Here is a 23,851-nt window from a genome sequence, read left to right as displayed (position 1 = left end):
GGACGAAGTCCACTGATGTGGCTTCTAGGTTGGAACGGTCTCCCCGGTGACTGGTCTCGAACCCTATCAAGTTCATTGGGTAAAACATACAAGGTTGGATTAGCGCGTGAGCGCGTAATCCAACAGGTTTATCGTTGGCGCGGTCTGTTTCTTCACCGGCATGGTATGGACGTTGGATTACGCGCTCACGCGCTACCGGAGCGCCGGCCGAACCAACCTACCGACTACTTCCGCCCCTGCGGATAGAATATCAGGTTATGAAACACGGCCGACTCTGTGCCGGAGTCGTTCCGGTACCCGTGCGGACGATCGGCCGCGAACCGATGCACACCGCCCGCCGTCAATGGCCGCCACGCCCCCTCGTCCAGTACGGACATTCGCCCACGCACCAGAATGACATGCTCCACCACCCCGGCTTCATGAGCTTCCGACTCCCGTACGCTGCCCGGATCCAGCGTCAGCTCCAGCAATTCGGCGCGCATAGCACCGTCGTAAGGCACCAGAGGCCGTACTTTCAAGTCCGCTCCGGCTGGCGCCAAAGCCGAATCGGATTCGGCGTCCTCTTCGGTCAACGGCACCAGAAACTCGGAGAACGGGATTTCATAGCCCCGGGCGATTTTCCATAAGGTGTTCAACGTCGGGCTCGACTCCGCCCGTTCGATCTGGCCCAGCATCGCCTTGCTGACACCGGTCTCCCCGGCCGCCCGGTCGAGACTCCAGCCCCGCTGTCGACGCAGCGCTTTGATGCCGCCGGCCAAACGGTTTGCCATATCCGTCATGCAGTATCCTGTTGTGCGCTATAGCGCACAGTGCTATTGTGCCCGCCATTGTACGCTATAACGCACAAGCGATCAGCGCCGGAGGCCACCGTGTTCAAAGATTTCTCATTCAGCGCCATCAGCGCCGGCCTGGTCGCGGTTCTGGTCGGTTTCAGCAGCTCGGCCGTTATCATTTTCCAAGCCACCGAGGCGGCCGGTACCAATGCCGAACAGGCGGCGTCCTGGTTGTGGGCACTGGGGCTAGGCATGGGCATTACCTCCATCGGCCTGTCGCTGCAACACCGGCTCCCGCTGGTCACGGCCTGGTCCACACCCGGAGCCGCCGTTCTGGCCGTCAGTCTGCCCGGCTTCACATTGGGCGATGCCATCGGCGCCTTCATGGTCACCGGACTGCTGATCTGGCTGGCCGGCGCCACCGGCCAATTCGAACGCCTCACCGAACGACTGAGCCCGGCCATCGCCAACGCCATGTTGGCGGGTGTGTTACTCCCTTTCGGGCTGGACGCCTTTAAAGCCCTGGAACACCAACCCTGGATCGCCGGCTCCATGCTGGCGACCTACATCCTGATCCGGCTCGTAATCCCGCGTTACACCATACTGACCGTTGCGGCCATCGGATTGGGGGTGACCGCTGCGCTGGGCGAGCTTGACGGCGCGAACTGGCAGTGGGCCTGGGGTCATCCGGTCTGGCAGGCGCCCACCTGGTCGGTTTCGGCCCTGCTCAGCCTCGCCCTTCCGCTCTTCCTGGTCACCATGGCCTCGCAAAACCTGCCCGGCATCGCCACTCTGGTCGCGGCCGGCTACCGCTCGCCAACTTCATCGATGCTGAAATGGACGGGCTCGACGACCTTTTTCCTCGCCCCGTTCGGGGCTTTCGCCTTGAACCTGGCCGCCATTACCGCCGCCATCTGCATGACCGAAGACGCCCACCCCGACAAGACCAAACGCTATACCGCCGCCATCTCGGCCGGGCTTTTCTACACCCTGCTCGGCCTCATGGCGGCCACCGTCGTCGCTTTCTTCCACGCCGTCCCCAGCGAATACCTGGCCGCACTGGCCGGCCTGGCACTGCTGCCGACCATCGGCGCCAGCCTGTCCACCGCGCTCGTGGACACCAGAGAACGCGAAGCAGCCCTGGTCACCTTTCTGGTAACCGCCGGCAACCTGACATTGTTCGGATTGGGAGGCGCATTCTGGGGACTACTGCTGGGATACGCCGTCAAGGGAGGACGGGCTTGGATGGAGCGACGGCAGCAAAGCACGCCGTCGCCTACTTAATTACACAAGTCTCAGGTTTTGCTGGGTGGTTAATGCCCGCGCCGGCTCCCGGTGGATCCTCGGCGGGGTCGGTGTAAATCCGTCCTTGGAGCCTAGACCGCCGCATCCCTGCGGCGGACTCCCCCGCAGAGGATCCACCGGCATCCGTCGCTCGTCACGTGCGAACTCCGAAACTTGAGTTAATTAAACGGTCGAGTAGCCGGTTACTCGCTCGGCTCCTTAGCCTTGAAAAAGGCCGCCACCGCCTGACGAAACTCATCGCTGCGCAACCGTTGCTGGAAAATACGGGCTTCCGCATCGATCGACTGCAAGATCTCGCCCATATAATGCTGTTTCATCAGCTTCTTCGTCGCCTGCAACGCCTCCGACGGCTGCGCCGCCAGCTGCTGCGCCTGCTGGTGAGCGGCATGCAAATAGTTCTCATCACCGAAAACCGCATTGATCAGCCCCGCCTTCAACGCCTCTTCTGGCCCGAACGACTTGCCCAGCATCAACCATTCTGCGGCCTTCACATGCCCCACCTTCAACGGCAGCAAATAGGACGACGCATTTTCCGGCACCAGGCCCAGATTCACGAACGGCAGCTGAAACACACTGCTCTCACCGCTGTATACCAGATCGCAGTGCAGCAACAACGTCGTCCCGATGCCCACCGCCGGCCCGTTCACCGCCGCCACAATCGGCTTCGGGAAATCCGCCATCATCCGCAAAAAGCGCAACACCGGCGCATCGTCATCCTCCATGGGGTTTTCCATGAAATCGTGCAGATCGTTCCCGGCGGTGAAAAAGAACTTCTGGCCCGTGATCAGGACCACATGGGCTTCCGGATCTTGCTTCGCCTTACCCAGAATATCGTGTAACTCGGTATACATCGCCTCAGTCAGGGCATTGCGCTTCTCCGGCCGATTAATGGCCAGCTCCAACACCCCTTTGCTCAGACGCTGAACAATTTCACTCATGATTGGCTTCCTGAAAACTGTACCGACAATTTAAACGCTTGTTTGAATTTTGCAAGCTGAGCCCTACCTATTCACAAGTTAAGTGTAGACCCACGAGAGTGATATCAGCGATCAAGAGTCAACAAGAAAGAATATGGCTGTAGTGGCCACAATCGAAAGCGCCAGGGGCGGGGGTAGAGATATCCAGAGGTGTCAGAGGCAGGATGCCGAAGCCAAGCCCCCATGGACGGGTTTACGGCGACCCTGGATACCTCTGCCCCCGCCCCTGGTGCGGCCCATTGGCACCATAGTCTAGTGTCCCGATACTCCGTTCTCTGAAAATTTTAGTGTACACTTCGCGCCACCGAGCTCACCGGCACAGGAGACCTTCATGACCGTCATCCAGCAGGACGATCTTATTCAGAGCGTTGCCGACGCCCTGCAATTCATTTCCTATTACCATCCCAAAGACTTCATCCAGGCCGTCCACGCCGCCTACGAACGGGAAGAATCCCAGGCCGCCAAAGACGCCATGGCCCAGATTCTGCTCAACAGTCGCATGTGCGCCGAAGGCCACCGGCCCATCTGCCAGGACACCGGCATCGTCACCGTCTTCCTTAACATCGGCATGGATGTCCGCTTCGACGGCGCCACCATGAGCGTCGAAGACATGGTCAACGAAGGCGTTCGTCGCGCCTACACCCACCCGGACAACGTCCTGCGTGCCTCCGTACTGGACGACCCCGACGGCGCCCGCAAGAACACCCAGGACAACACCCCCGCCGTCATCCACACCCGCCTGGTCCCGGGCAACACCGTCGACGTCCAGGTCGCGGCCAAGGGCGGCGGCAGTGAAGCCAAATCCAAATTCGCCATGCTCAACCCCTCCGACTCCATCGTCGACTGGGTACTGAAAGTGGTGCCGGAAATGGGCGCCGGCTGGTGTCCGCCGGGCATGCTCGGCATCGGCATCGGCGGCACCGCCGAAAAAGCCATGCTGATGGCCAAAGAATCCCTGATGGACCCGATCGACATCCAGGACCTGCAAGCCCGTGGCGCCAGCAACCGCGCCGAAGAACTGCGCCTGGAACTGTTCGAGAAGGTCAACCAACTGGGCATCGGCGCCCAGGGCCTGGGCGGCCTGACCACCGTACTCGACATCAAGGTGAAAGACGCCCCAACCCACGCCGCCAACAAACCGGTCGCCATCATCCCCAACTGCGCCGCCACCCGGCACACCCACTTTGTACTGGACGGCTCCGGCCCCGCCGAACTGACCCCGCCCAGCCTCGACGACTGGCCGGACATCGTCTGGGATGCCGGCCCGAGCGCGCGCCGGGTCGACCTGAACACCCTGCAGAAAGACGACATGCTCGACTGGAAACCGGGCGAGACCCTGCTGCTGAACGGCAAGATGTACACCGGCCGCGACGCCGCGCACAAGCGCATGGTCGACATGATCAACAAGGGCGAGGAACTGCCGGTTGATCTGACCAACAAACTGATCTATTACGTCGGCCCTGTCGACCCGGTCCGTGAAGAAGTCGTCGGCCCCGCCGGCCCGACCACCGCCACCCGGATGGACAAGTTCACCGACACCGTACTGGAACACACCGGCCTGATCGGCATGGTCGGCAAAGCCGAACGCGGCCCGATTGCCATCGACGCCATCGCCAAACACAAAGCCAGCTACCTGATGGCCGTGGGCGGCGCGGCCTACCTGGTATCCAAAGCGATTCGAGGCGCTAAAGTAGTCGCCTTCGAAGACCTGGGAATGGAAGCCATCTACGAGTTCGATGTGGTGGATATGCCTGTCACCGTCGCCGTCGATACCAACGGCAGCTCGGTACACCAGACCGGCCCGAAAGAATGGGCCGAAAAGATTATGGCTAAAGACGTCGGCTGATCGACCTTACGCGCCTCCGGAGCTTGTCACTGGGGGCGCGTCACCACCTGGCTGCACCACCAATACATCACCGCCAGTTTCGGCATCGCCGAAATGGACAGTCAAAAAAGGGAAACGAACTGATTGATATGGCCGACTCGGCCACGTACCAAGCCAAGCAGAGCGGCCGGAATTATGTAGTTGCTTACAGTGAGCCTACATCCAAAACCATCGCGTAGTTTCCCAACCAACATCACACCTTCAAGGCTTGCCCATTGCGGTCAGCTAGGTCTATTCGGTACCATCCCCGGCTCGACGCCCGCCCAGGGCCGCTTATTGTACCGAATCACCAGGATCGCCGTTCACCGAAGGAACAGGAATCGACATGCCAAGGAAACTACTCGCGCTCTCCATAGCATCCGGCCTTTGTGCCTTAAACGCCCACGCCCTGGAATGGGATGACGCCTACAACGTCGCCTCCGCCGGTGTGTTCTACGCCGCACAGCCCTCGGATAGCTCCTACCCCTCTTCATTCGGGCTCGGGCTGACCGGAGCCTACCACCTGCCTTTGTTTGTTGAAGGGCATCATAAGGTGATTGCCCAAGGGCATTATGGGTATTACCGCCCTCGGCCCGAAGCGGAACTAGGCAAACAAGGTTCAACAAACCATGGATTCAGTCTGGAATTATTGCTGATGCGAGATGCGGAGTTTGCTTCGAACCGGTTTTGGTGGGGAGGCGGCATCACTCGACAGGCGACTTACGTGACAGACCACTATGAGTGGCAGATTAAAAACAAAAAGTGGGCACTGGAACAGTTCGACGATGAATGGCAATTCAGTTCATCGCTATTGCTGAGCATTCAATATCCAATATCCAGTCAGCTTGACATTGAGACACTATTAGCTATTTCTATTTCTGATACACCTAGCACTATTAGTTTAAAAGCCGGCTATCGATTCTAGTAATAAAACTGACATATCGCATCCTTTATACCAAGATAAGTAAGAATCAATAATAGAAAACGCCCCTTATTTCAGGAAGCGTTTTCTAATCACTCAAAACACTTAGTACATGAAGACAGAACCTGAGTAAGGCATGCTATTATCCTCCTGATCCCCGCCTATCCCTAACGAATTACCAGCCTCGCCCGAAGCACTTATTCCTAAAACTTCTCCGTCATTGCTGACCGCAACGCTAGTACCAAAAAAATTGGAACTGTCGTTGAACAATGGTTTGATATATATAACATCTGCCTCTTCAAAATCATGAGAAATTCGCTGCCTCTCATACACATATACCGCACCCGATTTAGACATACCATTGTCTATAGGAATGTCATTAATCCCTGAAGCATCCATCCTTTCTCCTGGCGCACCAACTACAAGAGTAAGACCATCCGTACTCACCGCTAGAGACGATCCAAAGCTGGCATTTTCTACAGGATATTTCGGAGTAAGCTTTTGTCTATGAGCTGTCCCAAATTGAGAGCCATGCAACCCCCATTCATATCTATCTACTCTATTGAATGAAGACGAACCAACCAATATATCTCCATCATTATCAAAGGCAACAGAGGCAATCCCTGTAGCCCGCAAGTCTAGATCGACAGTTTTCCGACTTGTAATGTAGTAAACTTTATCTAACCCTGGCGCTGCAACAACAAGTTCATTGCAATGTTCATCGCAGTCTAACGATGCTCCAAACGCTGCATTATCTGAAGAACCATATATGTATTTGGCCTTATTAACATAATCTGTTTGTTGCCACTGCCCCCCTACTCCTCGTTGAAACTTATAGACTGCACCTGATCCCGGCGATGAAGTATCTTCCGGATTATCTGGATCACCACTGTTTTCTCCTTTGGACCCCACAGCGACAATATCACCACTACGACTTAGCGACACCGCATTTCCAAACAGAGCACCACTTCTTGAATTGGATGCTTTTATATAAGACTCTTGGTGCCAAGCTCCTGAATTTTGGCTATATACAAATACAGCTCCCGAATTGGGCGCAGATCGACTAGCCTGATCACCATCGATGCCTGTTGCAGCACTAGAGTCACCCGGAGCGCCTACCACTAGGAGGTCGCCAGTTTCATTAAGACCTACTGAGTCACCAAAGTACTGGGACCCATGTGTATTAGAGGGCTTAATATACGCTTGCTGAACCCACTGATCACTGATCTTGGTGTAAATATAAACAGCCCCGGCTCCAGTCAGGGTATTATCACTTTGATCACCATTAATGCCTTGAGCACTGCTTTGCTCCATCCTGGCGCCTACGGCCATAGTACTGCCATCTCCACTGATGGCGATAGAATTACCGAAGTTATCCGATTGCCCTGTATTCGATGCTTTAAAATACCCGACAGCCTGTATGACATTTTCGTCAATTAGCACTGTTTGAGAGGAAGCGCACTCGCCAGCCGCACAAGCTTCCAACATGTATTGCGCATCCAACCTATTTAAGACAGCTAAGTCTATGTGGTACGAACTGACGTCGCCGTCAAAGCTCGCAATCTGTTCAAACCCAGACTGACTGTCCTTATTTTCAAACAATCGGTACTCCTCAACACCTGGTACTTTATTCCATTCAATATGAAGCTTTTTTACTGGCTCAGGTGCTATACTCAAGTCTGGCTTAGGTAGCAGACAGGATACTTCTATTTCATATTTATCATAGGCATCTGCAGTACCAGAACCGTTTTCAACACCACACACCTGAGGTACTGAATCGGGTTGAATCTCAACCTCTACGCTGTACTCTTCCTCTAAAATTAGTAAATCGTCGAATACAAACACACCGTTTTCCGCTACTACAAGTGTGTCTGTTTCATTGTTCGTCAGAGTAACCGAGTTACCTTCCGCCAAACCGCTGATGACCCCATCAACTTCAATACCTAGATTACAATTAACTTTAACCCCGGTTACTGCCGCACCATCTATCTGTCCGGTGCCACTGTCAATGTCACATCGATGCAATAGATCCTCGGGTGTTTTGAGTACGCTGATCTCATATGTTTCGTAGTCTGGAACAGGCTGGTCGAATTGATAGACCCCATCAGAATTGATCACTAAATTATCGCCGCCATTGTTCTGAAGCACAAGTCCGCTGCGCAGTAGACCACTAACCTCCACGCCGACTTTATAGGCTAGGGTCTCACAACTTACACCTACCTCCAGAACGTCTCGGGAATCTACTGTTCCAGTCGGATTAGTCAGGGTACAATTTTGGTTGGGCCCTTGAGGGTGCGCTTTGACACTGACGGTATACTCTTCGCCTGTTTTTAGCCCTACCGGGAAAACGAAGCTGCCGTTGGTATCTACAGATAAATCATCCTGACCATTCAATTGCAGAACGACATTGGTTTCTTCTGCGAGCCCTTCCAGGGTGCCGCCTATCGCATAGGTATTGTTGCAACTGACCAAAATGTTGCTTACTTCACTTCCTGTTAGGCGACCCGACCCATTTGTGACACGGCAGCTTTGTTCGGGTGAAGTGGGTTGAGATGCTATTGTTACGGAGTAATCTGATTGATCTTCGAGTGTGTTTGAAAAAGCAAAACTTCCGTCGGACTCAACCGCCAGGTCATGTTCTCCATTGAGTTGGATTACCAATCCGGAGCCCTCGAGGCCCGATACACTGCCACCCACTGCAAAAGATCCCGTTTCACATACAATGAGGATGTCGTCTACGTTTGCGCCATCGACCTTGCCACTCCCATTGGAAACATCACAAATTTGACTGGGGTTGGTCGGCTGATTCGATACTGATACTGAATATTCCGAATAGTCATCCAGCCCTGCCAGGATTTCCAATGCACCATTTTCAATCGATGTTTCGAGCTTTTCTCCATTAACCGTGACGTCCAACCCTTCTCCTTTTAAGCCGACTATCCGCCCATGGAGACTATACTGACTGGTTATGCAGGATACCGAGAGGCTATTGACATCTGCACCACTGATGGTTCCATTGGCGTTCTGGATTTGACACACTTGGTTCGGCGATTGGGGTTGCGTATCGATTGCAACAGAATAGTCCGTGCCGTCGGCGACCTCGTTATTAAACTCAAATTGGCCGGAATCGGAGATACTGATAGAGTCGGATTCATTATTGACCAGCACAAGACCGCTGCCCAACAATCCACTTACCTCACCACTGAGGGTATAGCCTTTAACCGAACAATCGACAATTATGTCTAAATAATCGCCACCGGCTACAACACCGTTTGCATTGGTTAAGCTGCAGACCTGAGTAGGATCTTTAGGCAGATCTTCTATTTCGGTGGTAAATTCCGAGCCATCAAGCACCGGCTCCGGAAAAGCGAATTCACCATTATGGGTTAAACGGACAGTTTGATTACTGTTGGTCTTCAGTACCAATTCACCGCCGGAAAGCCCGTTAACAATGCCACCCAACATATACTTTAGAGTGTTGCATTGAACTAATACATCATCTACATCAGACTTTTCCACAGTGCCATCACCATTTTCAACAACACACTCTTGGTTAGGCTGCACTGGATTAGTGTCAACAAGGACCTGATACGTTTCTCCTGTTTTAAGAAACCCATCAAATGTATACGATCCATTCTCAGGAATCGAATGCACCTCCCCTTCGTTGAGTTGCAATTTTAAATTTTTTCCTTTCAAGCCTTCTACACTAACCGATACTTCAAAAGATCCATCAGGATCGGGGGGATCATCTGGAATCTCGGGAATTCCATTTTCGCATGCACTTACTAGAGCAATAGAACTTAACATGAAAAAAGTAATTTTTAGTCTTTCCGTCAGCATAGATCACTCCTTTTAGAAATCCACATTAAATCACCCCGACCTACTACATGAAAGCCAGCCGGAGAACATAGATAATGCCATTACTTAATAAATAAAAACTCGCAAAAAAGTAAAACCAAACATTACTGAAAGGCCTAATTTTTCTACTTTCTACGATCTTCGCTTTACCTCAGTGGCAATATAAATCACGTAGTGTAAACATAAAAAAGCCCGGCATAAGCCGGGCTCAGTCAACTAGATAACTAGTTACAGCGTAATAGACGTGGCATCAGCTTTAGCATCTGCATCGCTGTTGTAGGCACTGAACAGTTCTTTCAGGTCCAGAGTATCTACACCACCTTCAACAACACCAGTCATAACAAGCGTGAACGAGTAAGTGACTGCTCCGTCACTCTTCTCAGTAATGTTCATTCGAGTATTGCTGCTGCTAGTATCGATCTCTACAACATCACCATTTACGTCCGTGAAGGTAAAAAGATCCGCAACCTCAGTAGCAGTCAGAGTTTCACCTGAGGCTTCACCTGACCAATCTACTTCATGCTCGAAAGTGTAGTGAACAGTAATAGTGGATACACCATTCGCCTCAGCTACATTTACAGAGTCATTTTGGACAGAGAAGGATTCGACCTTGTTTTGAACAGCGAATTGGGGTGCTTCGAAATAACCCGATGTCCCAGCTTTATCAGCACTGTTGTCGTTGTAGAATGCCCAAGTAGCACCATGTTTATTCGGGATTTTACTGAAATCCAATTTAGCATGTTTGTGCTTCAAGCCATCACTCGCAACACTTGCTTCTGGAGCATCATCATTATACTGGGCTAGGTCAAATGTATCTCCAAGATGGAACTGACCATACCCCAGGTCGTTGGCAGCGCCTTTATTGTTGTCATGCCGTTTAACGGTCAGAGTCAGATTTTGTTCATCCCAATCGTAATTTTCGACATCTGACAGATCAATATCCACACCATTCAGTGACATGGCTGTTTCGGGACCATCGATAGCACTGATGTCGATGGGCTTGTCGAATTCAACAATGAAGACATCACCCTCGTAGACTGCGGATACCACCATGGGTGGAATCATATCGCGCACAACAACTTTAGCGTTGTATTCCTCTGTTGCTTCATTGCCCTCAAGATCTGAGACGACCCCGGTGAAATCGAAAACCGAACCATCTTCTTCAAGAGCGAACTTATAGATGTTCGTCAGGTCAAACGTAACCAGATCCACATCGTTATTTTCGTTGTCATCGCCATTGTCATCCTTAACCACATCATTAAGGACTTTATAGCTATTCTCAACAGGCAACTCATTGCCGGCAACAGCTGTAAACACAGGCGTACCATCAAGTGTTTCACTCAGGTTCTCGGAGAATGCAACACCCATTGTACGTGCGAAGTAGTCGGCCTGACCCAGATAAGCTGTCAACGCATTTTTATCGTAAACGTTGTTGGTTGGGTTAATGAACTCTTCACCTTCAGCTGTACCGCTGTCATTTGATGAATCTTCAGGATTGACAGTGTTCAACGAATACAAGCGCTCAAAGGATTCAATATAGTTCTTATCATCTTCTGAACCAGAGTCTGTTCCATCAACCTCACCAAACAAACGTGGTGTCAGGTCATAGTATGGCGTACCTACTACTACGTCCAGATCGGAAGATGTTTCACCACCGTTACCGTAACGACGCGTGGTGACTTGACCGTTATCTTTGTTACCTACGCCATAGGAATCCTGCAGCACAGTGGTCGGTGCAACATTGTCCACCAGCGTAAGTACTGTCGGTGTTCCATCATAGCCAAAGTCATCCAGCGGTGTCACTACCACTTGGTCTCCGGGTACCACGCCGTCCAAGTACAGTTCTACATCATTGGAGCCGTCAGCGGTAACCAGGGCGTATTCGAGTGGATCGCCATTGTTGTCAACCTGATTCTCAAGTTCACCCAGGCCTTTCAATTCTTTCGCAGAAAGACCGGTCCACTTGTCGTTGCCTTCACTATCACGGACTTCAACACGATATGCAGAAGCGTTGGTCGGTGTGAAGTGAACGAGAGTTGAATCAACTTCAACGTCTGCTGTTCCTTCCAGGCTCGCGGTAGCCTTAATCGTCGTCAACAACGATTTCAGACGAGACTGGGTAGCACCACCTTCGTCATTTGCGTTCAACTGCTGGATACCTTCTACATCATCGTTGATATCCAGGAAGGCGTGGTTCTTAGCTTGTGCCAGTTCCAACTCATCAACACCGGTTTCATCTGTTGATTCCTGAGTGAAAGCTGAAACTTGCTGAGCGTTATCATTGGCTTCAATAAAGCTCTTCAACTTCAGACGTACATACTGCGCACCTGTGGTAGCGGACATGGTCTCGTCAAATCCGACCAATGACGGATCACCGTCTTTGTCAACAACACCCAGGGCGTTAGAGCTTGTGTCTTTAAAGTCAGCCGTCAGGAGCAACAAATCAATGTCGTGATCTGCAGGGACAGCGGTATCAAGGGTGACGGTCAGGATGTTGCCGCTCAGAGATGCAGAGTGACCGAGGTAAGCTGCGTCAGTTACGTCACGAACACGCAGAGAGTTGGGATCAACGTCCTGCATGGTTTCGTTGAACTTGACGGTCAGAGTAGTTGTCACGTCATCATTCAACATACCGCGAGAGGCATTCTGATCGATAACCTGAGTCACGGACTCAACCCAAGGGCTGATCGTGTCGAGGCTCAGAACCGGTGTTGCAGATACGGTTCCGAGAGCAACCAGGCTGTGTTCGTCGGAAGTATCGATGGTTTTGGATACCTGGTAGTCGTCAGCTGCCAGCTTCAGCACAGCATCGGACGGAACACCTTCGAAGGTGAACTCGCCGTTTGCGCTGGTGGTCGCCGTGATGCCCTGGGTGGAATAGGTGGTCTTAACACCGTCCTGGGGCTGCTCCTGGTCAACACCGACAGAAGAGGAATCCATGTCCAGAGACAGGCGAACACCCGCCAATGCTTCACCGTTCAGAGCGTGGCGCAGAGTGCCTTTAACTGAAGCTGTAGTCGCTGGCAGAGCAGCGGTACCTGCGGAAGCGTTGAAGCCATCCACGAAGGTGGTCACCGGGTTGGTAACTTCGTTCTCGTCGCCGGAGCCGTTGAAGATCTGCGCTTGCGGCATAACGGTGACGGTGGCGCCCAGGTAGCCTTCCGGCGCTACGATGGTCAGGGCCAGTGCCTGAGCGTATTCGTCGCTGTCGTTCTTTACAGTACGAGTAACAGCGACGTCGGAGAAATAGTACTGACCACCGGCGTTGGTGGTTGCAGTTTGCTCACCCAGATAAACGGTCGCCCCCTGGATCGGGTAGCCGTTGGTGTCGGTTACCAAACCAGTGATGGAACCACGCGGGTTGTTCACGGTTTGGTAGTTGGACGGATTGCTGTTGGTCTCTTGAGAGGTGCTGGTACCTTCCGTTTTCGTATCGGTTGACTCGTCGTTACAACCGGCCAGTACCAAAGTACCAGCGGCGACAGCGGCGACCAGTGACTTCTTGATCCAAATGCCTTCAGACATTGCCTTCTCCTTCGATTTTTCAAAAACCAATGTCACCGTCTTGGCGACACGATTGGCGGCATTACAGCATTGGAACGCAGTTCGAGAAAGAAACCGGAGGGAAGCGCGCAGGGGCATGGCGCAAGGGTGAGGGTGCGTTAGACGCGGCTTCCCTGTCGGTTCCTTGTCTGTGTCTGTCGTCCTTACTCTCGGGTGAATCGGGTATCGATTCCTCCGAGAGCCAACCCGACATTCCGCGTCGGGCCTTCGCTGTAGTTGCGCGTATGAAAATCTTTCAGCCGTTTCAAGTCAACCGAGGTTTTGGAGCAGTTCAAATTTTTGTGATTGACTCGACATCTGTGGTTTTTGTCGGAAATGTCTTACAAAGATTGTCGGAAATCGGCTTGCACGGAAGCCGATTTCCGATCAATCCGCGATGGTTTTCTCCGAATTGGTCGACGGTTTAAAGTGGTAAGAAGCCAGCACATAGGCGTAAATATCGGCAACATCGGCGGCGAAATGGTCGATTGAAAAACGGCGCGCATAGTCAAGTGCCTGGTCAGCCATCTCCTCGCGCAAGGCGTCGTCTTCGAGCAATTTTTGAACACTTTCGGTCCATTGCGATAACTTGCTGGGTGTTTTGTAACCATTTATCCCGTGACGAACCACGTCGTCGATTCCGCTGGAGCGAACAGCGACAACGGGCATATGAGCCGCCATGGCTTCCAGAATAACCATGCCTTGAGTCTCGGATTTCGACGCGAACAGGAACAAGCTACCCAGTTGGTAGTAATTCACCATCTCGTCCGGTGGAACCGCACCCGTTAAATGCACACAATCGCTTAGTCCCTGCTCATCGATGCGTGCTTGCAGTGCATCGCGTTCTTCACCATCCCCGATGATCAGACAGGTGAATTTTTGATCACTGAGTTGCTTCAGGTGAGCCAGTCCGTCAATGATGAAGCCGATGTTCTTTTCCTTGCTGAGCCGGGAAACACTGACCAGTACCGGTTCGTCACCGATGCCAAATTTTTGTTTCAGGTCGGCTTCGGAGGATTCGGAGCGTTTCTGGAACCGATCGAAGTCGATGCCGGTCGGTTGAACGAATATGTGGGATGTCACACCGATGATGCGCAAATATTCCTCGGCGGACGCCGTCGGTACGACCACGCCTTCACAGTGGTTGGCGAACCGCCGCACGAGGCTGTGTGAGATCAGGTTTCTGAACAAGGGCCCCGGTAGCGGAACGTAGTGCGCATAGTGCTCCAGTCGCGTGTGGTAGGTGTACACAGCGGGCACTTTCATACGTTTCGCCAGCATTAAGCCCAGCCAACCCAACCAGAACGGATGATGAATGTGGATCAGGTCGGGTTTGAAGGCGCGCAAACCTCGAATGACACGCATCGACAACAGGTTGGCGATGCGGAACTCTCCTTTCTCGCCCAGCGTCAGCAGGGAGGGCACGCGGATGACGTCGGTCTCTTTCGCATCCTGATCCTTGTAGCTGGGCGCTACGACTTTAACCTTGTGTTTAAGTCGAACCAAACCGCGCCTGAGCCTATCGATGGAGATCGGCACGCCCCCGATGAACGGCAGGTAGTTGTTGGTCACCATGGCGATGTTCAACGGTTTACCCTGAAAGGGGGTAACGTCCAGATCGAAATTGGGGTAGTAGTCACGCTCCACGAATACGGTGCTGTACAGCTTGATCGCCAGCGCACCCAGTGCGGCCAGCACGAGCACGAAGTTCAGGTGCCCCACGTAGAACAATGAATGTACGAACAACCAGAGGCTTTCCAGCGTCTTCTGGACCTGGTGTTGGCCGATGTCCAGTTTTCGTTCGCTGATGGACACCGAGTCATCACTCACGTCCACCCAGACATAGTGGTAGTAGCTGGTGTCGTCGTTCAGAACCAGCCCACCGGCACCCCCGGTGGTTATATATTGAACGCCTTTTTCCCTTTGCTGGTCGAACAAGTGAAGATTGGCGGAAAAAACAGCCGTCACGCCGTGTCGGCTGAAGAGAGTCTTGAGCTGGGTCTTGAATTCCCCTTCTTCCAGGTATTGAGCGGCGAAGTCGATGGGGGATTCTTCCTTGGCTTTTAACAGGGGGTGACTGATGAAAACGAAGCGATGCTCGGGCATGGGGTCGAGCAGTTGCTGTTCAAGCCAGTGTAACTGGAAGCGGTAGGCATCCGGATCCGTGCTGTCCAGGAATATGAACTGGCTGTTGCCCGCCTTGAAGGAGTAAAAATAAGGGCCGAAATGGTCGTAGAAATGAAAGGAACCGAAGGTGCTGGACTCGTGCTCACCCACCGTCAGAAAGTAAGGCATGTCCAGATGGTTCATGGTGCGGTAGACGGCCCGGTACTTGTCTTCCCCACCGCTGCTGACGGCGTTGCCGGCGGATATCAACAAGTCGGGCTCCGCCTCGTTGATCATCGGGATCATCTTGCGCTCGAAGATGCCGATCGAATTGTTGATGTTGCCCACCACGGCGAATTGCACGCTGTCTTGCCCCGCCCGTTCGCGTTGCACCTGTTGAATATGCTGGGCATGAACCGCGGTAAAGTCCTGCTCAAACACGGCCAGATAGGATCGATACCCCACCAACGACACGATAATCAGCACATTGAGGTAGAAGGCGATCTTGAGCCGGCGCGGGGTGATCCATCGGGACAGGGTCATTGGGAATCTCCGGTTTTACGGGCCAGTTCGTGTTGGGTCACAATCAGGCCGATGGCCATGCCGACGTAGATGGTCAGGGCCCGCCAGACAATGATGACCAGGACCAGATGGCTGGCAATCAGCGATCCGGAGAAGAAATGTCCGAACACCCCCTCGGCGATGCCCGACGCTCCGGGCGTGGGTGAGAAATACATGACGAAGGTGATGACCACCATTCGGCCCACGACCAGCCAATAGTCCAACGTGTACCCCAGCGCCCAACAAATAAAGGCGGGAAAGGAGAACAAGGCCAGCAGGAAGACGGCCGTCATCACCCAGGAGGCCAGGATATCAACCGGTGAACCGCGAAAGTACTGGCGAAAACCGTCGGTGAAGCGCCGGGTCTCACGCACCAACCGGGTCAGCCATCGATGATGGCGGGAAGCGCTGATCAAATGCGCGCGCCGCAGGCCGTTCAGCCCGCGAATCAACGGCAGGCTCAGCCAATGGGGTTTGAACAACAACACCAGGAAGAAGCCGGCATAGAGGGTGACGCAGATCACCAGCGCTTCCATCATGAAGCCGTTCTGCTTGGCGGCCTGCTCGGCACCGGGCAGCGTCAGCAACAGAACCGGCGTGGCCCCGAAGATGAACAGAACCGCCAATACGGTGCGGATGGTGGTCGCGGTGAAGGCGGTCCCGACCGGGACGCCGTGTCGTCGCAGAAACCAGACCTGGGCAAAACCACCCCCGGTCGCCATGGGGGTGATGTTCGAGACAAAGATGTTCAGGAACACCAATCGCGCCATATCGCGCAGTCCGACCCGATGCCCCAGGGCTCTCAAGGTGAACCACAGACGCAGTCCGTCCGCGGCGAAATAGACCGGCAACAGCGCGAGCCCCATCACCACGGCCGGAATCGAGAGAATCTCGCCCTCGAACTCAACGGATGGATCGGATAGTTGCGTGTAAACGGCAAACAGACCGGCACCGCTCAAGCCGACGAACACCAGGGTCAACACCAGGAGGCGCTTCCCTTTGAAGACAGGCACGGCCTGCTTAGTGGTTGGATCCGTTGCGTTGGGTTCGGTCATTCAGTATCCGGTCGTTTTAAACAGTAAACAGACTTAGCTGTGGGCGCGGTACGGGCATCTCAAGGCCGAAATGCAAGCCCGAGATAAAGGCCCAGGCCCTACTCAGACCTTCAACGGTGGCGGTTGCCGGTGCTCACTGCGGTACCGGGAAGGCGCCATACCGGTTCGCCCACGAAACCAGTGGCTGAAATTGAAGGCGTCGCTGTAACCGACCCGATGCGCGATCTGGCTCACCTGCCAGTTGCTGTTGATCAGCAATTCGCGCGCCCGCTGCAAACGCAAATCCGCCAGACGGCTCATCGGTCCTTGCCCGTAGAGCTTGCGGCACACCCGGTTCAGGTGCGGTACCGAGCAATGTACCGCCTCGGCCAGCGACAACTGGGTCCAGTGATGGTGCAACTGATCCTCCAATTGTGCAAACAACTGCCGTACGGACATCTCCAGGCGGCTGTAACCCGAGTCTTTCAACAGCAACTCCATCAGCACCTCGTTGAGCAGCGCGACCAGCCGGCGTCTGCGCGGCGTACGGATCTGGTGGTAGAGGGCGTCCATCAACGGTGACAGCGCCCAAACCTGCTCGTGTTGAAAAACATCGGCGTCCTGGGTTTTCAGGGCCGACCAGGCCTCGCTGTCGCGCAGCAGCAACCAGGCCATACGCCAGTCCTCGCCGCCCAGTTCAAACAGGAAGGGGCGTCGGGCCGGCAGCCGGGTTACGCTGCCCGGAGTGATGTCGTAACTGCGCCCGGGGACATGTACGCGCCCTCTCCCGCCCAGCGTGAACAACAGGGTATGGATGTCCGGGTCCTTGCGGCCGACCCGGTAACTGCCTTTCAACCAGCTGATGCCACCCATGTGCAGGCCATGATCGAGCAATTCGGGCACTTCCTCGGTGATCAGAAACCGCTCACGGCACTCCGGCCCCAGGTGCAGTACGTCCTGAAAGTCGGCATGATCCATATTCACAGGTTGTTGATTCATATACACATAGCCTGTCAAAACCCAGTCCGCCTAGAATAAGCCCATATTAAAGACACTTCCAATGAACAGTCCGACATTGCCGTCCGGTGGTCGTTATTGTTCCTCTTGATCAATCATTCATATTCACAGTTACAGTCGTATAACTGGGTGGGCTCCTGCGCGTCCGGTTGACAGGTATTGGGCCGCAAGCCCAATAGGGAGAGCGGAATGAGTTATCGGGTTTTCTGGCAGCAGGTTCTGGCCCTGGCGTTGCCGGTCGCCTTCCAGTCGGCGCTGGTATCGGCACTGGGCATGGCGGACGTCCTGATGGTGGGGCATCTGGGCAGCGAGGCTGTGGCGGCCGTCGGCCTGTCGGCCAAGTTGAATTTCGTGCTGATCCTGGTGATGGCCGCGCTCGGAACCGGCTGCAGCATTCTGGTGGCTCAGTATTTCGGCGCGGGGCGGCCGGAGAAGGTGCGCCAGACGCTGATACTCTCCCTGATCGTCGGTATGGCGGTCATGCTGCCCTTCACCCTGCTGATCCTGTTCCAAGCCGAGAACCTGATCCGCTTCGGCACCGGTGACCCGGTGGTCATCGAGTTGGGCGGCCGCTACCTGACGCTGCTGGGCCTGACGCTGTTCACCACTCAGGCGATCATCGTCTACGAATCCGCGATGCGCTCGATCGGCCGCACTGGCTGGCCGTTAAAATACGCCATGGTCGCCATCGGCCTGAACGTTCTGATGAACTATTGGTTCATCAACGGCGGCCTGGGCGTGCCCGCCATGGGAGTCACCGGCGCGGCCGTGGCGACGGTGTTGGCGCGGGTGATCCAGATCGGCTGGATTGCGTGGGATGTGCAACGGACCGAGACATTGCGTCTTGACCGCGATGCCCTGGCCTCGCTGCGCGGCTCCACCCTGCCCGCCCGCTTCGGCCGCCTGACCTGGCCGTTGGTGCTGAACTTCACGCTCTGGTCGGTCGGTTCGCTTGGCTATCACCTGATCGCCGGGCAAATGGGCACGGTACCCCTGGCGGTCATGAGCCTGCTGGCACCGATCGAAGGTCTGTATCACTCGCTGTTTTTCGGCCTGGTCAACGCCTGCGGCATTATGATCGGCCAGCGCCTCGGGCGGGATCAGTTCGCGGAGGCCGCCTGGTTGGCCAATCGCTTCCTGGCGTTCGCGCCGATCGGTTCCTTTATGCTTGGCCTGGTGATCCTCGCGATCTCACCGTTGATGCTGTCGCTGATGCACATTACCGATGCGGAGACCACGCGTCAGACGCAATGGGCCATGGTGGTCATGTGCCTGGGCTTCTGGATCAAGGTGTTCAACATGACGGCGATTCAGGGCATCTTGAGAGCCGGCGGCGACAGCCGGTTCTGCCTGGGCATGGACATGGTGGCGCTGTGGATGGTCGGCCTGCCGTTGACCTGGATCGCGGCCTTTATCTGGGAGCTGCCCTTTACCCTGGTGTATGCCATGGTGTTGAGTGAAGAGGTGATCAAAGCCCTGGGCGTCGGCTGGCGGGTCCGAAGGGGCTATTGGCTGGCGAACCTGGCCGAGCCGGAAGACAGGGTGTTGGCCCAGGCCGAACCCGCGGCCTGAGCTTACACTCGAAATGACGCCCCGACAGGCCGGAAGCAGGCCGGCTTTTTGGAGCGTATCAGTCGTTCAGCGCCGCCTTGATTTTCTCGGCTTGTTCGGACAGCAATTCCGCATCGGCCTGAGTGGCGGCGTGTGGCTTGCGCAGGTCGGCGATCGAGCCGGGGATCACATGAAAGTGAACATGCGGCACGGTTTGACCGGCCCCCTTGCCGTTCAACTGAAAGACAACGACGCCAGGCGCATTGAACGCTTTCTTGACCGCCGCGCCCACCTTGCGCACCGAGCTCATCCAGGCGGCCGCGCCTTCATCCGACAGGTCGAAAATCGTCTCCGCCTCTTCTTTCGGGATCACCAGCGTATGGCCATCGGCCTGGGGCATGATGTCCATGAACGCCAGGGTGTGATCGTCTTCGTAGACCTTGATGGCGGGGATTTCACCGCGCAGCATCTTGGCAAAAATATTGTTCGTGTCGTACGCCATGATAAGCTCCCTTCAGTTTCCTATTCGTAGTGCCAGCTTAGCGGAAATCGGCCGCGGGCTGAAAGCATTCCCGACAGATCTCTCGGTTTAAGGACCGCGACATGGCTATCTATAACCTCGGTTCGATCAATCTCGACCACCTCTATCGCGTCGACCATTTCGTCCGCCCCGGCGAAACCCTGGCCTCCACCGACTTCCAGACCCTGCTCGGCGGCAAGGGTGCCAATCAGTCCATCGCGCTGGGCCGGGCGGGAGCAAGGGTCCACCATATCGGCGCCATCAGCCGTAACGACGACTGGGTGCTCAACGAGATGCGCGCCAGCGGTGTCGACACCGATCGAGTCGCCCAACTCGATGGCGCCAGCGGTCACGCCATTATCCAGCTCGACCGACAGGCCGAAAACGCCATCATTCTCTACCCCGGCGCCAACCATCGCCTGACGCGAGAACAGATTGAATCCAGCCTGGCCGATGCCGGTCCGGACGACTGGCTGTTGATGCAGCACGAGACCAATGGACTGGCCGACGCCATCGAACTGGCCCGTCAAAAAGGGCTTTCTATCGCGTTCAATCCGGCGCCCATGGTTGCCGAGGCGGCGCGACCGCTGATCCGGGACGTCGACCTTCTGATCGTCAATGAGGTCGAAGCCATGGACCTGACCGGTACCCGGGATATAAAAGCCGCCGAATCGGCGTTGACCCGCGATTATCCGCAACTGCGTATCCTGCTGACACTCGGGCGCGAAGGTGTGGTCTATATTGGTCCCGAGGGGCGCGAGCAACAACTGGCCTTTCAGGTCGACGCCGTGGACACCACCGCCGCCGGCGACACCTTCATCGGCTATTGCCTGGCGGCGCTGGCCGAAGGGCTGCCGCCTCTCGAGGCGATGGCCTCGGGCGGTGCGGCCGCCGCCCTGTGTGTCACCCGTCTGGGTGCCGCCCAATCCATTCCCCGGCGGGATGAGGTCGACGCCTTCCTGCAGTCCCACAACCCGACTCGATAGGAGCCTCTCATGGCGCGCAAAGTCATCATCGACACCGATCCGGGCATCGACGATGCCATGGCCATCCTCTTTGCGTTCAAGGCCAGTACCGTGGAGGTGCTGGGTTTGACGACCATTTTCGGCAATGTCGGTGTGGATCGGGCCACGGACAACGCCCTGAGCCTGACGGAGCTGTCGGGCATAGCCACACCGGTAGCCCGGGGCGCCGCCGCACCACTGAAAATGGACCCGCGCCAGCACGCGGACTATGTGCACGGTGCGGACGGCTTCGGCAACATCGGCTGGCCTGGCCCGAAGCGCAAGCCGGACCCGCGCTCAGCCGCCCAATTCATCGTGGACTCGGTCTTGGAAGCACCCGGCGAGGTCACCCTAGTCGCGCTGGGCCCTCTGACCAACCTGGCGCTGGCGTTGGAGCTGGAACCGGACATCGCCGGTCAGGTCCGCGAGGTGGTGTTGATGGGTGGCGCCGTGCACGAAACCGGCAATGTCAGCCCGGTGGCCGAGGCGAACATCATCAATGACCCGCACGCGGCCGATGCGGTGTTCGGAGCCGGTTGGCCGGTAACGATGCTGGGGTTGGATGTGACCCATCAGGTGTTGCTGAAGGCGGCGGTGCTGGATCGGATTCGACAGGCGAACCCGGATCAGGGGGACTTTCTGTCGCAGGCGGCGGAGCACTATTTCAATTTTTACCGTCAGTCGCTGGGTATCGACGGCTGCTACTTTCACGATGCGGCGACCATCGCCTATGTGATGGATCCGTCTTTGTTCGGGTGTCGCCATGGGGTGATTCGGGTGGCGACGGAGGGGCTGGCGATCGGTCAGACGATGATGGCCCCCGAGGGGCGGAGTTTTCCGACACCCGGCTGGGAGGGGCGTCCCTTGACCAAAGTGGCGGTGGAGGTCGACGACGTCCGGGTTCTGGCTCTGTTCGAACAGACGTTGTCCGTGGCTTAATAAATGCCTGTGGACAGGGTCCGTGTTGGATGCCGGGGTAGGCTTGCTCCGGGTCGCCGTTAATACGTCCATGTAGGCTAGACCGCAGCATCCATGCTGCGGACTCCCCTGCGCAAGCCTACCCCGGCACCCGACACTCGCACCTGTGCCACAAACTACAATTCCTCCGAATTGCTCGTCGGCTCAAAAGCGCACAATTTGCAAAAACCATTCAAGGCACTGTTACATCTCAACTTGAAACAGCAGAAATCATTAACATGACAAGTCTCTCCAATTGACCCGGCGACAACTACCGAGCGACGATAACAGCTAACATTCGCCAATCACTCATTCGTGAATAAGGGAGACAGCCATGACCGCACCGATCAAACTCGGTTTTCTCTACCCTGGCCATTCGGCGGAAGACGATTTGCCGTTGATGGCCGGCATGCTGGATCCGAACATTGAGGTGAATGTCGTGCACACGTCGGTTGGCGAGGATGCCCATCGCATCGATGCGTTGCTCGATCTGGGTCAGTCGGACCGATTGGTGCCGGCCTCCGATCCGTTGTTCGGGACGGGCATTGCGGCGGTGATCTGGGCGTGCACCAGTGGCAGTTTTGTATTCGGTCGCGACGGTGCCCGGGAGCAGGCCCGCATTCTGGAGGATTACCTGCGCATTCCGGCGTCCAGTACGTCCCTCGCCTTCGCGGACGCGCTTGCCGCTATGGGGCTGCGCCGCGTGGCCATTGCCGCGACCTATCCGGATGAGGTGGCCCAGTCGTTCGTGGATTTTCTCGCCGAGTGCGATATCGAAACCGTTTCCTGGCGGGGCGAAGGCATTGTCACGGCGGCCGAAGTCGGCCGGTTACCGGTCGAGCGGATCATGGAATTCGTGTCCGGCGGCGACCATCCGGACGCCGAGGCCATTCTGGTGCCGGATACGGCCGCTCACACGGCCACAGTGATCGAGCCGTTGGAGAAGCGGCTCGGCAAACCGGTCATCACCGCCAACCAGGTCAGCCTGTGGCAGGCGTTACGTTTGGCGAACGGCCTGACCCCGCGCACAGGGCTCGGCCGTCTGTTCAATACCGCTTACTGATCGTTTTTACCGCCGGACGTGGTATTCCGCGTCAGGGCGCTGATCATGTCGAGCGGTAACGGGAACACGATGGTGGAGGCATTGCCGGTGCTCATGTCCGCCAGGGTCTGCAGGTAGCGCAGTTGCATCGAGCCGGGGCTGCGATCCATGATCTGGGCGGCCTCGACCAGTTTCTCCGACGCCTGGAGTTCACCTTCGGCGTGGATGATCTTGGCGCGCCGCTCGCGTTCGGCTTCGGCCTGTTTGGCAATGGCCCGGATCATGGATTCGTTCAGGTCGACGTGCTTGATCTCGACATTGGCGACCTTGATGCCCCATTCTTCCGTCTGTTTATCCAGAATCTCCTGAATGTCCTCGTTGAGTCGGTCCCGCTCGGACAGCATTTCGTCCAGGTCGTGTTTACCCAACACCGAACGCAGGGTGGTCTGGGCCAATTGGCTGGTGGCCGCGTGGTAATTTTCGACCCGGATGATGGCGCGCTCCGGATCGACCACCCGGTAGTACAGCACGGCATTGACCCGCACCGTGACGTTGTCGTGCGAGATGACGTCCTGGCTGGGCACATCGAGCGTGATCACACGCAAGTCGACCCGCACCATTTGTTGCAGGCCGGGAATGATGATGATCAGGCCGGGGCCCTTAACGCCCTGAAACCGGCCCAGGAAAAACACCACGCCTCGCTGGTACTCGGGCAGAATACGGATTGCCGATGCCAGGATCGCCAGCAGAACGACGACCGGGGTAATGTAAGGAATCAGATCGACCATGATGTGTCTCCCTCGGTTAAGAAGGTGGA

General features: G+C 55.7%; 16 protein-coding genes. 7 read left to right on the top strand and 9 right to left on the bottom strand.

Features of this window, described 5'->3' with window-relative positions; genetic code table 11:
- Positions 1 to 224 precede the first annotated feature (224 nt).
- Entirely contained in the window at positions 225 to 779 is a 555-nt protein-coding gene (locus IE111_RS23570) for a helix-turn-helix domain-containing protein (protein WP_189613579.1), read from the bottom strand.
- Between the two features lie 30 nt (positions 780 to 809).
- On the opposite strand from IE111_RS23570, the gene IE111_RS23565 reads away from it, so the two are divergent.
- Entirely contained in the window at positions 810 to 2,057 is a 1,248-nt protein-coding gene (locus tag IE111_RS23565; protein ID WP_308427572.1) for a benzoate/H(+) symporter BenE family transporter, read from the top strand.
- A 203-nt stretch (positions 2,058 to 2,260) separates the two neighbouring features.
- On the opposite strand, the gene IE111_RS23560 is transcribed toward IE111_RS23565, so the two are convergent.
- Positions 2,261 to 3,016 carry an enoyl-CoA hydratase-related protein gene (locus IE111_RS23560; RefSeq protein WP_189613578.1) on the bottom strand — a complete coding sequence of 252 codons (756 nt, stop codon included), beginning with the start codon at positions 3,014 to 3,016 and terminating at the stop codon, positions 2,261 to 2,263.
- A gap of 370 nt (positions 3,017 to 3,386) precedes the next feature.
- Here IE111_RS23560 and IE111_RS23555 point away from each other — a divergent pair, with 370 nt between their 5' ends.
- Together IE111_RS23555 and IE111_RS23550 are read left to right on the top strand one after the other, a co-directional pair.
- Positions 3,387 to 4,901 (top strand): fumarate hydratase, encoded by a 1,515-nt coding sequence (locus tag IE111_RS23555; protein ID WP_189613576.1) that lies wholly within the window; start codon positions 3,387 to 3,389, stop codon positions 4,899 to 4,901.
- A gap of 364 nt (positions 4,902 to 5,265) precedes the next feature.
- Positions 5,266 to 5,844: a hypothetical protein gene (locus tag IE111_RS23550; protein WP_189613573.1), complete on the top strand. Its 579-nt coding sequence runs from the start codon at positions 5,266 to 5,268 to the stop codon at positions 5,842 to 5,844.
- 102 nt (positions 5,845 to 5,946) lie between these two features.
- Here the strand turns inward: IE111_RS23550 and IE111_RS23545 are convergent, their stop codons facing one another.
- The 5 genes from IE111_RS23545 to IE111_RS23525 form a co-directional block, all read right to left on the bottom strand.
- Complete coding sequence (locus IE111_RS23545; RefSeq protein ID WP_189613571.1) at positions 5,947 to 9,681, bottom strand: FG-GAP repeat protein; 3,735 nt, start codon at positions 9,679 to 9,681, stop codon at positions 5,947 to 5,949.
- A 246-nt stretch (positions 9,682 to 9,927) separates the two neighbouring features.
- Positions 9,928 to 13,224, bottom strand: coding sequence for a carboxypeptidase-like regulatory domain-containing protein (locus IE111_RS23540; protein ID WP_189613569.1), 3,297 nt, complete (start codon positions 13,222 to 13,224; stop codon positions 9,928 to 9,930).
- Positions 13,225 to 13,629: 405 nt separating this feature from the next.
- The gene (locus tag IE111_RS23535; protein WP_189613567.1) at positions 13,630 to 15,891 is read right to left on the bottom strand and encodes a glycosyltransferase; all 2,262 of its coding nucleotides are present in this window, start codon (positions 15,889 to 15,891) and stop codon (positions 13,630 to 13,632) included.
- Entirely contained in the window at positions 15,888 to 16,964 is a 1,077-nt protein-coding gene (locus tag IE111_RS23530) for a lysylphosphatidylglycerol synthase transmembrane domain-containing protein (RefSeq protein WP_189613565.1), read from the bottom strand. Before IE111_RS23530 ends, IE111_RS23535 begins: the two co-directional genes overlap by 4 nt.
- A gap of 102 nt (positions 16,965 to 17,066) precedes the next feature.
- Positions 17,067 to 17,942 (bottom strand): helix-turn-helix transcriptional regulator, encoded by an 876-nt coding sequence (locus tag IE111_RS23525; RefSeq protein ID WP_189613563.1) that lies wholly within the window; start codon positions 17,940 to 17,942, stop codon positions 17,067 to 17,069.
- A gap of 207 nt (positions 17,943 to 18,149) precedes the next feature.
- Between IE111_RS23525 and IE111_RS23520 the strand changes: the two genes are divergently transcribed.
- A complete protein-coding gene (locus IE111_RS23520) occupies positions 18,150 to 19,532 on the top strand; it encodes an MATE family efflux transporter (RefSeq protein ID WP_189613561.1) in 1,383 nt (460 codons plus the stop codon).
- Positions 19,533 to 19,590: 58 nt separating this feature from the next.
- On the opposite strand, the gene IE111_RS23515 is transcribed toward IE111_RS23520, so the two are convergent.
- On the bottom strand, positions 19,591 to 20,013 hold the full coding sequence (locus IE111_RS23515; RefSeq protein WP_189613559.1) for an HIT family protein: 423 nt from the start codon (positions 20,011 to 20,013) through the stop codon (positions 19,591 to 19,593).
- 101 nt (positions 20,014 to 20,114) lie between these two features.
- Between IE111_RS23515 and IE111_RS23510 the strand changes: the two genes are divergently transcribed.
- The 3 genes from IE111_RS23510 (at position 20,115) to IE111_RS23500 (ending at position 23,055) form a co-directional block, all read left to right on the top strand.
- Complete coding sequence (locus tag IE111_RS23510; protein WP_189613557.1) at positions 20,115 to 21,017, top strand: ribokinase; 903 nt, start codon at positions 20,115 to 20,117, stop codon at positions 21,015 to 21,017.
- Between the two features lie 9 nt (positions 21,018 to 21,026).
- Positions 21,027 to 21,974 (top strand): nucleoside hydrolase, encoded by a 948-nt coding sequence (locus IE111_RS23505; protein ID WP_189613555.1) that lies wholly within the window; start codon positions 21,027 to 21,029, stop codon positions 21,972 to 21,974.
- A gap of 352 nt (positions 21,975 to 22,326) precedes the next feature.
- The gene (locus IE111_RS23500; protein WP_189613553.1) at positions 22,327 to 23,055 is read left to right on the top strand and encodes a maleate cis-trans isomerase family protein; all 729 of its coding nucleotides are present in this window, start codon (positions 22,327 to 22,329) and stop codon (positions 23,053 to 23,055) included.
- On the opposite strand, the gene IE111_RS23495 is transcribed toward IE111_RS23500, so the two are convergent.
- On the bottom strand, positions 23,049 to 23,822 hold the full coding sequence (locus tag IE111_RS23495; RefSeq protein WP_229805499.1) for a slipin family protein: 774 nt from the start codon (positions 23,820 to 23,822) through the stop codon (positions 23,049 to 23,051). The two genes, IE111_RS23500 and IE111_RS23495, sit on opposite strands and share 7 nt — an antisense overlap.
- Positions 23,823 to 23,851 lie beyond the last annotated feature (29 nt).

The organism is Saccharospirillum salsuginis (assembly GCF_014651855.1).
GTDB classification, from domain to species: domain Bacteria; phylum Pseudomonadota; class Gammaproteobacteria; order Pseudomonadales; family Natronospirillaceae; genus Saccharospirillum; species Saccharospirillum salsuginis.
Note: the sequence above shows the minus strand (reverse complement) of the source record. Positions and strands in the feature narration are given on the sequence as shown.

Bases quoted from the DNA above. Each gene is read 5' to 3' on its own strand.
- IE111_RS23525 (WP_189613563.1), bottom strand. From the start codon at position 17,942: ATGAATCAACAACCTGTGAATATGGATCATGCCGACTTTCAGGACGTA.
- IE111_RS23530 (WP_189613565.1), bottom strand. From the start codon at position 16,964: ATGACCGAACCCAACGCAACGGATCCAACCACTAAGCAGGCCGTGCCT.
- IE111_RS23505 (WP_189613555.1), top strand. From the start codon at position 21,027: ATGGCGCGCAAAGTCATCATCGACACCGATCCGGGCATCGACGATGCC.
- IE111_RS23515 (WP_189613559.1), bottom strand. From the start codon at position 20,013: ATGGCGTACGACACGAACAATATTTTTGCCAAGATGCTGCGCGGTGAA.
- IE111_RS23550 (WP_189613573.1), top strand. From the start codon at position 5,266: ATGCCAAGGAAACTACTCGCGCTCTCCATAGCATCCGGCCTTTGTGCC.
- IE111_RS23510 (WP_189613557.1), top strand. From the start codon at position 20,115: ATGGCTATCTATAACCTCGGTTCGATCAATCTCGACCACCTCTATCGC.
- IE111_RS23535 (WP_189613567.1), bottom strand. From the start codon at position 15,891: ATGACCCTGTCCCGATGGATCACCCCGCGCCGGCTCAAGATCGCCTTC.
- IE111_RS23545 (WP_189613571.1), bottom strand. From the start codon at position 9,681: ATGCTGACGGAAAGACTAAAAATTACTTTTTTCATGTTAAGTTCTATT.
- IE111_RS23570 (WP_189613579.1), bottom strand. From the start codon at position 779: ATGACGGATATGGCAAACCGTTTGGCCGGCGGCATCAAAGCGCTGCGT.
- IE111_RS23560 (WP_189613578.1), bottom strand. From the start codon at position 3,016: ATGAGTGAAATTGTTCAGCGTCTGAGCAAAGGGGTGTTGGAGCTGGCC.
- IE111_RS23495 (WP_229805499.1), bottom strand. From the start codon at position 23,822: ATGGTCGATCTGATTCCTTACATTACCCCGGTCGTCGTTCTGCTGGCG.
- IE111_RS23540 (WP_189613569.1), bottom strand. From the start codon at position 13,224: ATGTCTGAAGGCATTTGGATCAAGAAGTCACTGGTCGCCGCTGTCGCC.
- IE111_RS23520 (WP_189613561.1), top strand. From the start codon at position 18,150: ATGAGTTATCGGGTTTTCTGGCAGCAGGTTCTGGCCCTGGCGTTGCCG.
- IE111_RS23555 (WP_189613576.1), top strand. From the start codon at position 3,387: ATGACCGTCATCCAGCAGGACGATCTTATTCAGAGCGTTGCCGACGCC.
- IE111_RS23500 (WP_189613553.1), top strand. From the start codon at position 22,327: ATGACCGCACCGATCAAACTCGGTTTTCTCTACCCTGGCCATTCGGCG.